Here is a 15,172-nt window from a genome sequence, read left to right on the forward strand (position 1 = left end):
CCACAGTCCGACCGCGCAGTTCACACCCTGTCGCCCGCGAGGAATCCCGCCAGTTCGTCCACCAGCCGCCACCGCGCATGCTCCAGATGCAGAAGGTGCGTACCCCGGTCTATGGTCACGAGCCGCTTGTGCGGCGACCCGAGAGACTCAAAGAGGGCCGCGGCATCACCCTCGCTCGAGAGCTTGTCCTGCGCGCCTCGCACCAGAAGGAGGTCGTGGCGCAGCCGGGGTGCATCGAAGAGCTGTCCTCCCCGGAGCACCTGAAGCGCATCCACCTTTGGGCCCATGGGTGCGCGGAAGCCTTCGGCAGAGCTGCCACGCCCTTGGTCGGAATCCATCAGCGAGCTTTCCGCACACGCCAGCGCAGCGGGGTCTCGATACTCCGCCGCGTCGGCAGCGCCAATCTCCCAGTCCCATCCACGCCTCAGCGCACCACGCAACACGACGGTGTAGCCGCCAAGGCGGGGGTCGAGGTTTGGGGGGACCTTGCCGTCACCGACGTTCGCCGCGGCGCCAGCGGCGGGGCGCCAGACCGGCGCGTAGAGGGCCAGGCGGCGCACGCACCCCGGGGCCGCCAGCGTGAAGTTGGCGCTGCGAGCCGTGCCCCACGAATAGCCGATCAGGTCCACGCAGGCGACGTCCTCTTGCTTTCGCACGAACGCCACGACGTCGGCGAGGTCTGCGACCGCATCGGCCATGCAGCCCAGCGCAGGGCGGCTGTGCTGGGGCGGGACTTCCATGAAGGCCGGGCGGCTCGAACGGCCATAGCCACGAAGATCGAACAGATAGACACGCAGCCCCGCGTCCGCAAGCGCCTGCTGGAGCGAATAGCCGGGAACGTCCAGGATGGCCGACCCCGGCTGAAAGAAGCCGTGAACCAACACCGCGGGCACCGATCCGGGCTTGCCGCGCCTTCGGACAAACAGACACGCATCAGGATCCGAGGTGCTGGGGATGCGCCACTCCTCGGCATGGGTACAACCCTTCGACGGCATCGCTCGGCTACTCCGGCTGTACGCCCGCGAGCCTCATGGCTTCCGCGATCACAGGCCCCTCGCGCTCCACCGCCGCGCGGAACTCGGACGGCGAGTTGCCCAGCGCGCGCCATCCGAAGCCTTGGAGGAACTTCTGCGTCTCCGGCAGCTTCAGCGCCGCGACCGCGGCATCCCGAAGCCGGCTCACCACGGACACGGGAGTTCCGGCGGGTGCGGCCAGGCCCAGCCAGATCGGGACCGCGAAAGTCGGATCGGTGAAGCCCAGCTCGACGAAGGTGGGGACGTCGGGGATCAGCGGTGAACGCTGCGTGCCGGCGATGGCGGAAATGGTGGCAAGGCCCTTCTGCTGGATGTCCAAAGCCTGCGGAATGCTGGCGATCGTCATCTGGATATGTCCGCCCATGAGATCCTGCGCGGCGGGCGCACCTCCTTTGTAGGCGACGATGGTCAGGTTGCCGCGCGTCTGCCGGGCTAGCGCCGAGCCGATCAGGTGCGGGTAGCTCCCTGGGCCCCACGTGCCGTAGTTGAGCGCAGCACCGCCCGGGCCAATTTGCTTCAGCCCTGAGACACCCGCGTCGGTCCGCAAGATCAGCACAGGCGGTGTCAGCGCCAACTGGGTGACGAATGCGAAGTCCTTAAAGGGGTCGTAGGGCAGCTTCTTGAAGAGGTGAGGAACGTAGGTAAAGCTATCGGCCAGCGTCAGAAGCACCGTATGGCCGTCCGCTGGGGCCCGTGCAACCTCGGCGCTGCCAATGGTGCTGCTGGCTCCCGGCTTGTTGTCGACGATCACGGGCTGCTTGAGCATCTCCTGCATGCCCTTGGCAATCTGGCGGCCCGCAGCATCGACTGGTCCTCCCGCCGGGTAGGGAATCACGATGCGAACGGGCTTGACCGGAAAACCCGTCTGCGGCTGAGCTTGAACGCCGCACGCGCCAAACGCGAGCGCGGCGGCAATGAATCGAACGAACTGACGAAGCATGCGTGTCTCCTTGTTGTGGGCGAATCCACAGCCATCTTAGGAACGGCTCGGCGCGACGCCCAACGACGTGGGCCATAGAATCCATCGACGGCATCGATAACCCTGAAATTGACGCATGGCCCTCGACATTGACCTGCTGCGGGTGGTGCAAGCGCTGGCCCGGCATGGCAGCGTGACTGCCGCAGCAGCGAGCCTCAACCTGAGCCAATCGACGGTCAGCCATGCGCTGTCCCGGTTGCGCGCGCACTATGGCGACCCGCTGTTCGAGCGATCGGGAAACCAGTTGACGCGCACGCCGCTGGCAATCAAGCTTGCCACCGAGGCCGAGCGTCTGCTGCTCGACTTCGAGCGCGTCCAGAGACTGAGCGAGTCTTTCGATCCGCAGCGCTCCAGCCGGGTCTTCCGCATCCACATGATCGACGTGGCGGAACTTGTGTTCCTGCCCGGCCTGTTGCGGCGCATCGCCAACGAAGACTGGCGCATCGGACTGGAGATCGTGCGTGCAGGCGGCGAGGAGGTGTGGGCCGAGCTCGAGGCGGGCCGGATCGACCTCGTGATCGGCACGCCCAGCAAGGCCCATCCGAACCTCTATCGCCAACGGCTGCTGGAGCAGCAGTACGTCGGCATTGCGCGCAAATCCCATCCATTGCGCGCAGAGCTGCAGACGGTCAGCGGCTACCTGCGCAGCGCGCATTGTGTGGTCACGCCGCGCGGCCCGGCCATCGGACGCATCGAGGCCGCGCTGGCCGCTCTCTCGCCTTCCCGCCGAGTGCAGCTACAGGTTCCGGATTTTCTGTCCGTGCCCTCGCTCGTTGCGCAGTCCGACCTGGTGGCGGCCGTACCCGAGAGCCTTGTCGCCCTCCATCCGGATAGGCCGCGTCTGCACGTTTTCGCGCTGCCCATTGCCCAGCCCCGCTTCACCGTGGTTCAGCATTGGCATCGTCGGGTCCATGGCGACGGCGCGAACAAGTGGCTTCGCACGCTGCTGCGTCAGGTGGCGCCACAACTATTGGCATCCGGTCACTGAAGTCCGGGGACTTTCTACCTCGGTGATCGGCCGTCTCTGCAGTCGGACCCTTGCACGAGATTCACGCAGGGCTAGGCAGTCAGCGCCGAGGCGGCGGGATGCCGGCGTCACTTCAACAGGTGCCCGCTGCGCGACCGCACGACGATATCGACCCGGTCGGAGGCGGCGGAGGGCGAGGCCGAGAAATTCGCGGTGAAGCCCCCGAGATCGACGCTGCCCATGGTGTTCATGGCGGCGAGTACGCCGCGCGCGTCGACCATGCCCGCCGCGGAGGCGCGCCGCAGCGCGTCCACGCAGATGCGCGCGTTGATGTAGCCCTCCATCCCGGCGAAGGTCACCGCCTGTCCGCCGCCCGCGAAACGCTCCGCGTGCTCCTGCAGGTCCCGGGTCAACTGGATCGACGCGACCTCGGGGTTGGGAACGACCGAGGTGAAACCCACCACCCTGCCCGAGAACCCGGTCAGCAGCGAGTTCACGTTGCCCGCGGCGAAGGTCGTGACGAACAACGGCCACCGGTCGCTGGCTTCCTGGCTCAGCCTGGATACGAGTGCGAAGCCCTCCACGCCCATGTCCACGAACATCGCGTGGTACCTGCCCGAAGTGGCCTCGGAGCGGAAACGCGCCACCGATGCCGACGCGGAAGGGTCCACGTCGAGCACGGTCGATGCGATGCGCTGCCGCGCGAAGGCCTCCTGCAGCGCGGCCGCGCCCTCGGAGACGGGAAGCCGGTCGGTGACGATCACGACCTTGCTCGTGCCGAGCGCCAGCATCTGCTTGGTCAGCGCCTCCGCCTCCATCGCATAGGTCGCGCGCGTGCGGAACACATAAGGGTTGGCGTCCCGGCCGAGGGCTGCCGCCCCCGACATCGGGCCGATCAGCGCCACCTTCTCGGTGCGCGCCACCTGCGCGCCCGCCGCGCAGGCGGCATCGCCCACGCAGTTGAGCAACGCGACCGCCTTGTGCTGGGTGACCAGCTGGCGCAGGTTGTCGACGTGGCGGCGCGGGTCGCCTCCATCGTCCAAGGTGAGCAGCTTGAGCTGCCGCCCGCGGATGCCTCCCGAGGCGTTGACGAACTCGATGTAGGCCCGGGCGCCCGCACTGGCGCGCGCGGCACTGCCGTCGTCGGCGCTGCCCAGGGGCAGGGACTGGCCAATGACCAGCGGCTCGGCGGCGAAGGCCCAGCCGGCTGGTGCCAGCGCGAGCCAGGCCGCGGCGCGCAGCAGACGGCGCCGCGCCCATCCGGGGCGGGGCTTCGATCCAGGCTGCGCTGCGTCTCCCGAATGCACCAATGCATTTCCCATGGCGGTTCTCCTACTTGGACAGTTGGACTTCAGAAGGGATGCGGCGGGCCCACGTCTCGTTCGCCGCATCGATATGGGTGGGCGGGAGCGCGTCGTCCGGCGGCGCCGACCGCAGCAGCCCGGCAATCTGGTGCGCCGCCACGGCCTTGGAAAACAGCCAGCCCTGGTACGCATCGCAGCCGTAGCGCACGAGCAGCGAAAGCTGCTCGGTGCTCTCCACGCCCTCGGCCACCACCCGCAGGCCCAGGGTCTGCGCCAGCACGACGATGGCCCGCACGAGGGCGGCATCTTCGGGGCTGCGCAACAAAGGGCGCAGGAAATCGCGGTCGATCTTGATGCGCGACACCGGCAGATGCTTCAGATAGGCCAGCGAGGAATAACCGGTCCCGAAATCGTCCAGCGTGATGGAGATGCCCAGCCGTTGCAGGCGCCACAGCACCTGCCTGGCCTGCTCCGGATCCGCCATGGCTTCCGATTCGGTCACTTCGATCTCCAGGAGATCGGGACGCGCGCCATGCCGAGCCAGGCTGCGCTCGATCTGCTCGACGAGGTCCACCTGGCGCAGTTGCTGCGTCGACAGGTTGACCGCGACACGCAGCGGCAGGCCGGCCTCCGTCCACGCGGCGATCTGCCGGCACGCGCGGTCGATCACCCAGGCACCCAGTGCGAGGATCATGCCCGTGGCCTCCGCCACGGGGATGAAACGGCTGGGCGGGATCTCCCCGAGTTGGGGATGGGTCCATCGCAGCAGTGCTTCCACTGATTCGACCTCGGCCGTGGCCACATTGACCTGCGGCTGGTAGTGCAGTTCCAGCCCGTCGGAGTCCAGCGCGATCTTGAGCTGCTCGCGCAGCTGGAGCTTCTCCTCCATGCGCCAGCCCATGTGGTGCGCGTAGAAGGCGTAGCTGGCGCGGCCGGAATTCTTGGCGTGGTACATGGCCATGTCCGCGTAGCGCAGCAGCGTGGTGGCGTCCCGCGCATCCCTGGGATACACGGCGATTCCCAGGCTGGCGCTGAACGCCAGATCGAAGCCGTGCATCCGGTAGGGCTGGCACAGGACACCGAGCAGCTTGGCGGCCACTTGCTCCACGTCCTGGGGCTGCGCGATCGCGGGCAGGACCACGGTGAACTCGTCGCCACCGAGCCGCGCCACGGTATCGCCGGCACGCAGCGCGCTTTGGAGCCGCCGCGACGCCTCCAGCAGCAGCCGTTCGCCCGCGGCATGCCCATAGCCGTCGTTGATGGCCTTGAAGTCGTCCAGGTCCAGCAGCAACAACGCGAAGGACTGGCCCGTTCGCTCCGAAACGGCGATGGCCTGTTCGAGTTCCAGGCCAAACTGCCAGCGGTTGGCCAGGCCCGTCAGCGTATCGTGGGTGGCCTGGAAGCGGATCCTGGCCTCCAGCCCGCGCACGTCCGAGATATCGCGCACGAATGCCACGGCGGTTCCGCCGGAGACATCCGTGTGGCCCAGCGCGATAGCCACGGCCGTCAGGCTGCCGTCCTTGCGCATGATCCGGAAATCCTGTCCCCTGCCCATGGGCCTGCCCGACGGCGACCGGAAATACGCCTCCAGCTGGCGGGCGTGCGCGTCGCGGGCGGCCGGCGGAAGGAAGATGCCTACCGACTGTCCGCACAGTTCCTCGGACGCATAGCCGGAGATGGCCTCCATGGCCGCATTGACCATGACGATGTGCCCTGCCCGGTCCACCATCAGGATCCCGTCGGGAGATGCCTCCATGGCCGCAAGCGCCAGGGTTTCCCGGTGCGGCAGATGCCGCGCCGGGACCGGGGATGCATCCTCGAGGAGCCCGGGCCCCTTTTGTCCATCCGTGCCTGTCATCGCGTCAGCTGTCCAGCTTGAAGCCGGACTTCTCGATGATGGGCTTCCAGGTAGCGTAGTCCGCGCGGGCGAGCCTGGCCAACCGCTGCGCGCTGCCGCTCTCGGTCTGCATGCCAAAGCCGGCGATGCGCTCGCGCACCTCCTGTTGCGCCAGCACCGCCTGGAGCGCCTCGTTCAGGCGCGACACCACCTCCGCCGCCGCGTCGTGCGGCAGGTAGAGGGCCGACCAGCCGCGGGGCACGGACGGATAGCCGAGTTCACCGAAGGTGGGAACGTCGGGAAGCAGCGCGCTGCGCTGGTCGCCGGTGACGGCCTGGATGCGCGTCCTGCCGGACCGGTGGAACTCCAGCATGTCCGAGGCCAGCGCGTTGACGCCAAAGGTGATCTGCCCGCCGGACGCCAGCGCCGTCAGCAGGGGGGCGCCGCCCTGGTAGGGCACGGCCGTCAGCGGCACGCCAAACTTCTCGCCCAGCACCAGTCCGAAGAAATGCGGCGCGCTGCCCGCGCCGGGGTGGCCGAACGCCGCGCGATCAGGGCTTCTGCGGAGCCATTCGGCCAGCGCCCCCAGCGAGTCGGCCCTGGGGTCCGGACCCGTGGCCAGCACATAGGAAAAGCTCGAGACCGCCGCCACCGGCGTGAAGTCCTGGAACACGTCGAAGCCGAGCCTCGTGAACACATGCGGCGCATGCACCATGAGGGAGTCCGTGGCCAGCATCAGGTTCGTTCCGTCCGCTGGCTGGCGCTTGAAGAGGCTTGCGGCCAGCCGCGCGCCCGCCCCGGGGCGGTTCTCCACGATCACGGTTCGCCGAAGTTCCCGTTCCAATCCCTGCGCCAGCAAGCGCGCGATGGCGTCCATCAGCCCCCCGGGCGGGTAGCCCACCGTAAACTTCACGACGGCGCCCGGCTGTGCGAGGGCCGGGGCGGCGAGGCAGGCCGCCGCCGCGCCCGCGGCGCGCAGGAGCGTGCGGCGGGACGCGCGCGGGGGCGGCGGCGGGTGCCGCAGCGAAGCTGTGCTCATGACATGTCTCCTGGTCTCGTTTTGTTCTACTTACTCAGTGCGCCCTCTCCGGGGCGCCTGGGTGGGCCGGAGACACGCTCCGGCCCGGTGCGCGTCAGGCCGCCAGCTGCTCCGCCCCTTGGCGAGCCAGGCGCTCGCGCAGCTCCGCCCGCACTCCTTCGACCTTGTCCGCGTGCGCCTGGCGCACATGGCCGTAGCCGCGAATCCGTTCGGGCAGCGCCGCGAGTTCGACCGCCGCATCAGCCGTCTCCGGCGCCGCCTGCCCGAGGATCAGATCGAGATCCGCCTCGTAGCGCGCGAGCAGGCCCAGGGCCAGCTTGCGCTCCGGCGTGCGGCGGAAGGGATCGAGCCAGGTGTTGCGCAAGCCACGCAGCCGCTGCAGCACGCCCATGGCCGACAGCATCCAGGGTCCCACCTCGCGCTTGTGCCAGTGGCCCTCGGCGTCACGCCGGCCGAACGGCCAGGCCCCCAGGTGGAAGTGCAGCTTGTAGTCGCCCTCGAACTGCGCCTCGATCGAGCGCCGGAACTCCGGCGCGCTGTACAGGCGGGCGACCTCGAACTCGTCCTTCTCGGCCAGCAGCTTGTAGTAGTAGCGCGCGGCCGCGCGCGCCAGGCGGCCGTTGGCGCCGATGGCCGCGTCCTTGCGCTGCACCTTGGCCACCCGATCGCGGTAGCGTTGCGCGTAGGCGCTGTTCTGGTAGTCGGTCAGGCGGCGGCTGCGGTCCTCCACAATGTCTTCCACGCGCTGCAGCGGCCGCGGCGCGAACTGGATGACCTGGCCATCCGAGGCCTTGGCCGCGGCGCGCTCGACCGCCTTGAGGTCCACGGCGGCGCGCCGGCCCCACTCGAAGCTCTGGCGGTTGAAATCGACCTCGACGCCGTTGAGCTCGATCGCCCGCTGCAGCGCCGCCAGCGTCACCGGGATGCGGCCGTGCTGCCACGCGAAGCCGACCAGGAACATGTTGATGGCGATCGCATCGCCCATGAGGGTGGTGGCCAGGCGGCTCGCGTCGAGCGCGTGCAGATGGCCCTGGGTGCGCTCGCCGAGGCGGTTGAGCAACTGCTCGGCGTGCGGATCCCAGTCGGGGGACTTGGTGAACTCGCCGGTGGGGTTCACCGCCGTGTTCACGACGACGAAGCTGCGCTCGGCGGCGACCTTGGACAAGGCCTCCTGGCTCGCCGTCACGATCAGGTCGCAGCCGATCACCGCGTCGGCCTCGCCGACCGTGAGGCGCGAACTCGGGATCGCGGCCGCATCGGTCGCGAAGCGCAGGTGCGTCATCACGGCGCCGTACTTCTGCGCCAGGCCGGTCAGGTCCAGGAGGCTGGTGGCCAGGCCGTCGAGCTGGGCCGCCTGCCCCAGGACCGTGCCCACGGTCACGATGCCCGTGCCGCCGATGCCGGCCAGCAGGACGTTGTAGCCGCCCTCCACGCCGCGCAGCGTCGGCTCCGGCAGCGCCGGCCAGTCGCCACCGGCGGCCCCGCCGCGCGCCGGGCGCCTGAGTTGCCCGCCGTGGACGGTGACGAAGCTCGGGCAGAAGCCTTCCACGCAGGAGAAGTCCTTGTTGCAGCTGGACTGGTTGATCCGCCGCTTGCGGCCGAGCTCGGTCTCCAGCGGTTCGACCGACATGCAGTTGGATTTGACGCCGCAGTCGCCGCAGCCTTCGCAGACCTCGGCGTTGATGAAGGTGCGCTTGTCGGGGTCGGGCGCCTTCTTGCGCTTGCGCAGCCGGCGCAGCTCCGTGGCGCAGGCCTGGTCATAGACCAGCACCGACACGCCGTCGAACTCGCGCAGCTCGCGCTGCACCGCATCGAGCTCGACGCGCGGGCGCAGCGTCACGCCATCGGGCAGCGTCACCCCGTCGTAGCGTCCGGTGTCGTCGGTGACCACGACGATGCGGCCCACGCCTTCGGCGCGCGCGATGTCGATGATCCGGGCCACGGTGACGTCGCCATCGTGGTGCTGTCCGCCGGTCATCGAGACGTAGCCGTTGTACAGGACCTTGTAGGTCACGCGCACGCGCGCCGCCACCGCCTGGCGCAGCGCCAGGCTGCCCGAGTGGTAGAAGGTGCCGTCGCCGATGTTCACGAAGACATGCCGCTCGTCGGTGAAGGACGACTGGCCGACCCAGAACATCCCCTCGCCGCCCATGTGCGTGACCGTGCCCGTGGTCTCCGGGCGGATCCACATCGCCATGCCGTGGCAGCCGATGCCGGGCATCGCCCGGCTGCCCTCGGGCACCACGGTGGACGTGTTGTGCGGACAGCCCGAGCAGAAGTTGGGCATGCGCACCGGGCCCGGTGAGGCCGGCGCCATCTGCACGGCGTCGGTGGACGGAATGCCCGCGAGCAGCGCGATCGAGCGCGCGACGATCTGGGGCGAGAGCTCGCCGGAGATCGGCAGCTGCCCGGGCTCGGGCCGTCCCATGCCGGGCGGCATCGCCTTGCCGACCACGCGCACCTGCGCGCCGCCCCCCAGCTCCTGCAGGATGGCGCGCAGCTGCTCTTCGATGAAGGGACGCTTTTCCTCGATGACCAGCACGGCCTCCAGGCCCTGGACGAACTCGGCGGTGATCTGCGGATCGACCGGCCAGATCAGCCCGAGCTTGAGCAGGCGCAGGCCGGCCGCTTCCGCCCCGGCATCGTCCAGCCCGAGGAGCGCCAGCGCCGCGCGGACGTCGCTCCAGCTCTTGCCGGCCGAGACGATGCCCAGGCGCGGCTGCTTCGGTTGAAGCCGGATCTGGTTCAGGCCATTGGCCCGCGCATAGGTGAGCGCCGCGGGAATGCGGTGCTCGTACAGGCGCGCCTCCATCTCGAGGGGCGGCTCGTTGCGCTTGATGTGCAGGCCTGCAGGCGGGTCGGTGGGCAGCGGCGGCAGGGCGACCTGCAGGCGCGCGGGGCGCACGTCGACGACACTGGTCGTCTCAACGACGTCGGTGACGAGCTTCAGCGATGCCCAGCAGCCGGCGTAGCGGCTCATCGCGATGGCGTGCAGGCCGTAGTCCAGGATCTCCTGCGTGTTGCAGGGATACAGGATAGGCAGCCCGAGGGCCTTGAGCTGCAGGTCGGACTGCGCGGAGCGCGACGAGGACTTGGCGGCGTGGTCGTCGCCGACCAGCGCGATGGCGCCGCCGAGCGGCGCCGTGCCCGCGGTGTTGGCATGCATCAGGGCGTCGCCGCTGCGGTCCACGCCCGGGCTCTTGCCGTACCAGATGCCGAACACGCCGTCGACCTTGGCGCCGGGATACAGCTGGACGAACTGCGTGCCCCACACGGCCGTCGCCGCGAGGTCCTCGTTGACGCCCGGCTGGAACTTGATGTTCTCCGCCTCGAGCCGGTCCTTCAGGCGCAGCAGCTCCATGTCGTAGGTGGCCAGCGGCGAGCCGCGGTAGCCTGAGATGAAGCCCCCGGTGTTGAGGCCGGCGGCCCGGTCGCGCCAGCGCTGCTCCAGCGGCAGCCGCGCCAGGGCCTCCGTGCCCGACAGGAGGGCGCTGTCCGCCTCCTGTCCATAGCGGTCCGGCTGGACCTCCTGCAAGGTCGATGAAATCTTCATGGTGTCTCCTGTGTCTCGTGGGCTACGCCGGCGATGGCGGCCGCCAGCCGCCGGGCCGGCGTCCAATAGCCGTAGGGGTTGCCGCGCTGCGCGGCGTAGTGCGCCAGGCGGCCGGCGATGACGTCCAGCCCGATCTCCCCGGCCATCCACATCGGCCCGCCGCGGTGGTCGGGGAAGCCATAGCCCGCCACCCACACCACGTCGATGTCGCCGGGCCGGTAGGCGATGCCCTCGTCGAGGATCTTCAGGCCCTCGTTGATCAGCGGGTACATCAGGCGCTCGACGATTTCCTCGGGCCCGATGCGCTCGCGCCGCGCGATACCGTGTTCCGCGGCCAGCGCCGCGGCGATCGCGGTCACCTGCGGGTCGGGCAGCGGACTGCGCCCCTCGTAGCGGTAGTAGCCGGCGCCGGTCTTCTGGCCGAAGCGGCCGAGTTCGAACAGCTTGCGCACCAGCGCCCGGTAGCTCGGATCCGGCGGTAGCCCGCCAGCCTTGCCGTACTCGATGACGGTGCGGGCGCCGACATCCACGCCGGCCATGTCGAGCATGCGGCACGGCCCCATGGCCATGCCCAGGGCCTCCACGGCCGCGTCCACCTGCGCCGGCTCGGCGCCCTCCAGGATCAGGAACTCCGCCTCGCGCATGTACACCTCGGCCATGCGGTTGCCAATGAAGCCGTAGCAGACGCCCGAGACCACCGGCACCTTCCCGATCGTGGAGGCCAGCTTCATCACGGTGGCCAGCACGTCCGGCGCGGTGGCCGCGCCGCGCACCACCTCCAGCAGCCGCATCACGTTGGCCGGGCTGAAGAAGTGCATTCCCACCACGTCGGCCGGGCGGCCGGTGGCGCGCGCGAGCGCGTCCACGTCCAGCGTGGAGGTGTTGGTGGCGATGATGGCGCCCGGCTTGACGGCCGCGCCCAGCCTGGCGCAGACCTCGGTCTTGAGGGCGAGGTCCTCGAACACCGCCTCGATGACCAGGTCGCAGTCGCCCAGAGCGGCGTAGTCGAGGGCGCCCTGCAGCAGCGCCATGCGCTGGTCGACCTGCTCGCGCGTGAGCCGCCCCTTGGCGGCGCTGGCCTCGTAGTTCCTGCGCACCAGCCCCAGGCCGCGCTGCAGGGCCTCGTCGGAGACTTCCACGACGACCGTGGGGATACCGGCGTTGGCGAAGTTCATCGCGATACCGCCGCCCATCGTGCCGGCGCCGACGATGCCGACCTTGCGGACGGGGCGCAACGCCGTGTCGCGCGGCAGGCCGGGGATCTTCATCGCCTCGCGCTCGGCGAAGAACAGGTGGCGCAGCGCGCGCGCAGAGGGCGAGGGCACCAGTTGCTCGAACTCGGCCGCCTCGACCGCCGCGCCCTGCGCGAACGGCAGTTCCTGGGCCGCGCGCACGCAGCGCACGGCGGCGGCGAGCTGCGGCCAGCCGGGCTTCTTCGCGGCGGCCGCCTCCGCCCGGTCCAGCGCCTCGGCGGAGGCCGGCGCGGCGGTCAGCGTGCTGGCGCGGCGCAGCGGCGCGCCCGCCGCGAGCACGGCCCGGGCCGCGGCCAGCCCGATGGCGCGCGGCTCGCCCTCGGCGATCGCGTCCACCAGTCCGGCCGAGGCCGCCTGCGCCGCGCCGATCATGCGCCCGCTCGAGATCAGCTCCAGCGCAAGCTCGGCCCCGGCGAGCCGGGGCAGGCGCTGGGTGCCCAGGGAGCCCGGAATGATGCCGATCTTCACCTCGGGAAGGCCCAGGCGCGTCTGGGGCTGCGCCACGCGGTGGTGGCAGGCCATGGCCAGCTCCAGGCCGCCGCCGAGCACCGTGCCGTGCAACGCCACGACCACGGGGCGCGCCTGCGCCTCGAGGCGGGCCAGGAAGGTGTTGAAGCGCGCCGTCGGGAAACCGGGCTGCTCGAGGGCCGTGATGTCGGCGCCGGCCACCCAGGTGCGCCCGCGGCCGTACAGCACGAGCGCGTCCAGGTCGGGGGTCGCCTCGAACTGCTCCAGTGCGGATGCCAGCCCGTCGACGACGGGGATGGACAGGGCGTTGACCGGAGGATTGTGGATCTCGACCAGGCCGATGCGGCCGTCGCGGGAGAAGGTGATGGGAGAGGTCATGGCGGAAGACGTGGAGCGGTCCGGGCGTGGGTGTTGTTCGAGAATCTCGCGTTCGGTACGGAGACGCCACCGGCCCGGGCGGACGGCCCGGTCACCACGCTCCTGCGGGGGCGAACGCCCGGCCCGTTGGCCGCCGGCGTCGCCCGCGGAAGCTGTTTCGTCTCCCCATGTAAATTGAGCACGACTATTTATAATCGTGCTCATTATCCTGCATCTGCGCGCGGACCGGAATAGGCACTAACGCGCAGTCGCCGGTCGCCCGGCGCGCGTCAGGACGCCGGGGCGTAGCTCGATCCCGGCGGCAGCGGCGCCTCGGGGTCCACGAAGATGTCGGGCAGCAGCGCGCTGGCCGGATCGTTGCGGTAGCGATCGAAATCGGTCACGCCCTCCTCGGCCAGCACGTCGTCGTCCAGCACGAAATTCCCGGTGTAGGCGCGCGCGGGCCGGCATAGGATGGCGTGGGCGGCGTCGGCCATGATCTGCGGGTTGCGCGACTGCCGCAGCATCGCGTCGCCGCCGAGCGCGAACTCCACCGCCGACGTGGCCACGGTCGTGCGCGGCCACAGCGCGTTGCAGGCGATGCAGGCCTCGCGCAGTTCCTCGGCCAGCCCGAACATCACCATCGACATGCCGTACTTGGACATCGTGTAGGGCAGGTGCTGCGCGAACCAGTCGGCGCGCAGGGTCAAGGGCGGCGACAGCGCGAGGATGTGGGGGTTGCTGCTCTGGCGCAGGTAGGGGATGCAGGCCCGCGAGGTCACGAAGGTGCCGCGCATGTTGATCTGCTGGATCAGGTCGAAGCGCTTGAGGTCGATGTCCTCGGACTTGGCCAGGTTGATCGCCGACGCGTTGTTGATGCAGGCGTCGATGCCGCCGAAGTGCTCGGCCGCCTGCGCCACGGCCGCCTTGACCCGCTCCTCGTCGCGCACGTCCAGCACGAGCGCCAGGGCCTTGCCCCCGGCCTGCTCGACCGCTTCGGCGGCCGTGTAGATGGTGCCCGGCAGCTTGGGGTGCGGCTCGGTGGTCTTGGCCGCGATGACCACGTTGGCGCCGTCGCGCGCGGCCCGCAGCGCGATCTCCAGGCCGATGCCCCGGCTCGCGCCGGTGATGAAGAGGGTCTTGCCCGCCAGGGAGTTCTTGATTCCGTTCATGCCACCACCTCGAAAAGTCCGGCCGCGCCCATGCCGCCGCCCACACACATCGTCACCACCACATAGCGCGCGCCGCGCCTGCGCCCCTCGATCAGCGCGTGGCCCACGAGCCGCGCGCCGCTCATCCCGTAGGGATGCCCCACGGAGATACCGCCCCCGTTGACGTTGAAGCGCTCCGGGTCGATGCCCAGCCGGTCGCGGCAGTACAGCGCCTGGCAGGCGAAGGCCTCGTTCAGCTCCCACAGGCCGATGTCGTCGACGGTGAGGCCGTGCTGGCGCAGCAGCTTGGGCACCGCCAGCACGGGCCCGATGCCCATCTCCTCCGGCGCCACGCCGGCCACCGCGATGCCCCGGTAGATGCCCAGGGGCTTCAGGCCGCGCTGCGCCGCGAGCGCATCGTCCATCAGCACGCAGGCGGCGGCGCCATCGGAGAGCTGGCTGGCATTGCCCGCCGTGACGCTGCCGCCCTCGATCACGGGCTTGAGCGCGGCCAGGCTCTCGAGCGTGGTCTCCGGGCGGTTGCCCTCGTCCTGGGCCAGGGTCACGTCGCGGTGGCTGACGGCCTGGGTCTCCTTGTCGACCACGGCCATGCGCGACGGCAGGGGCACGATCTCGGCGTCGAAGCGTCCAGCCTGCTGGGCCGCCGCCGTGCGCTGCTGCGATTGCAGCGCGTACAGGTCCTGCGCCTCGCGGCCGATCCCGTACTTCCTGGCGACGAACTCCGCCGTCTGCAGCATGGGCATGTAGGCGTGCGGCACCTTGGCCTGGACGGCGGGGTCCGCCTCCGCCGAGGCCCAGTCGAAGTAGCCCTTCTGCACCGCGGAGATGTTTTCCTGGCCGCCCGCGACCACGACCCGCATGCCGTCCACGATGATCTGCTTGGCGGCCGTCGCCACCGCCATGAGCCCGGAAGCGCACTGGCGGTCCAGGGTCTGGCCGCTCACCGCCACGCCCAGCCCGGCCGCGAGCGCGGCGTTGCGCGCCAGGTTCATGCCGGCCGTGCCGGCGCCCAGCACCGTGCCCACGACGACGTCGTCGACCTCGTCCGGGCCGGCGCCGGCGCGCGCGACGGCGTGCCCGATGGCATGGCCCAGCAGCGTGGGCGACTTGATGGCATTGAATGCCCCTTTGTAGGCGCGCCCGATGGGGGTGCGCGCGACGGAAACGATGACGGCCTGGCTCATAAGGTCCTGCGGTGGAGATGGAAAG

Annotated in this window: 10 protein-coding genes; 1 reads left to right on the plus strand and 9 read right to left on the minus strand. The window is 70.1% G+C overall.

The genetic code is table 11. The annotated features are described in order from the left end of the window. Positions 1-20 precede the first annotated feature (20 nt). Together BV908_RS14410 and BV908_RS14415 are read right to left on the minus strand one after the other, a co-directional pair. Positions 21-995: an alpha/beta fold hydrolase gene (locus tag BV908_RS14410; protein ID WP_082136771.1), complete on the minus strand. Its 975-nt coding sequence runs from the start codon at positions 993-995 to the stop codon at positions 21-23. Positions 996-1,002: 7 nt separating this feature from the next. After that, positions 1,003-1,974 carry a tripartite tricarboxylate transporter substrate binding protein gene (locus tag BV908_RS14415; protein WP_059400378.1) on the minus strand — a complete coding sequence of 324 codons (972 nt, stop codon included), beginning with the start codon at positions 1,972-1,974 and terminating at the stop codon, positions 1,003-1,005. 115 nt (positions 1,975-2,089) lie between these two features. On the opposite strand from BV908_RS14415, the gene BV908_RS14420 reads away from it, so the two are divergent. Further along, positions 2,090-3,001, plus strand: a complete 912-nt coding sequence (locus BV908_RS14420) for a LysR family transcriptional regulator (RefSeq protein ID WP_059400377.1) — start codon at positions 2,090-2,092, stop codon at positions 2,999-3,001. Between the two features lie 107 nt (positions 3,002-3,108). On the opposite strand, the gene BV908_RS14425 is transcribed toward BV908_RS14420, so the two are convergent. The 7 genes from BV908_RS14425 to BV908_RS14455 all read right to left on the minus strand — a co-directional run bounded on the left by BV908_RS14425 (position 3,109) and on the right by BV908_RS14455 (position 15,147). Further along, positions 3,109-4,302 (minus strand): ABC transporter substrate-binding protein, encoded by a 1,194-nt coding sequence (locus BV908_RS14425; RefSeq protein WP_059400376.1) that lies wholly within the window; start codon positions 4,300-4,302, stop codon positions 3,109-3,111. A 10-nt stretch (positions 4,303-4,312) separates the two neighbouring features. Continuing rightward, on the minus strand, positions 4,313-6,040 hold the full coding sequence (locus BV908_RS14430; RefSeq protein WP_063840194.1) for an EAL domain-containing protein: 1,728 nt from the start codon (positions 6,038-6,040) through the stop codon (positions 4,313-4,315). 106 nt (positions 6,041-6,146) lie between these two features. After that, positions 6,147-7,160: a tripartite tricarboxylate transporter substrate-binding protein gene (locus BV908_RS14435; protein ID WP_059400375.1), complete on the minus strand. Its 1,014-nt coding sequence runs from the start codon at positions 7,158-7,160 to the stop codon at positions 6,147-6,149. Positions 7,161-7,254: 94 nt separating this feature from the next. Then, positions 7,255-10,713, minus strand: a complete 3,459-nt coding sequence (locus BV908_RS14440) for an indolepyruvate ferredoxin oxidoreductase family protein (RefSeq protein ID WP_059400374.1) — start codon at positions 10,711-10,713, stop codon at positions 7,255-7,257. Further along, positions 10,710-12,812: a 3-hydroxyacyl-CoA dehydrogenase NAD-binding domain-containing protein gene (locus BV908_RS14445; RefSeq protein WP_059400373.1), complete on the minus strand. Its 2,103-nt coding sequence runs from the start codon at positions 12,810-12,812 to the stop codon at positions 10,710-10,712. Before BV908_RS14445 ends, BV908_RS14440 begins: the two co-directional genes overlap by 4 nt. A gap of 269 nt (positions 12,813-13,081) precedes the next feature. Then, positions 13,082-13,963 carry an NAD(P)-dependent oxidoreductase gene (locus BV908_RS14450; protein WP_059400372.1) on the minus strand — a complete coding sequence of 294 codons (882 nt, stop codon included), beginning with the start codon at positions 13,961-13,963 and terminating at the stop codon, positions 13,082-13,084. Then, entirely contained in the window at positions 13,960-15,147 is a 1,188-nt protein-coding gene (locus BV908_RS14455; protein ID WP_059400371.1) for an acetyl-CoA C-acyltransferase, read from the minus strand. The genes BV908_RS14450 and BV908_RS14455 overlap by 4 nt, the downstream gene beginning before the upstream one ends. Positions 15,148-15,172 lie beyond the last annotated feature (25 nt).

Source organism: Diaphorobacter sp. LR2014-1 (assembly GCF_002916785.1).
GTDB classification, from domain to species: domain Bacteria; phylum Pseudomonadota; class Gammaproteobacteria; order Burkholderiales; family Burkholderiaceae_C; genus Diaphorobacter; species Diaphorobacter nitroreducens.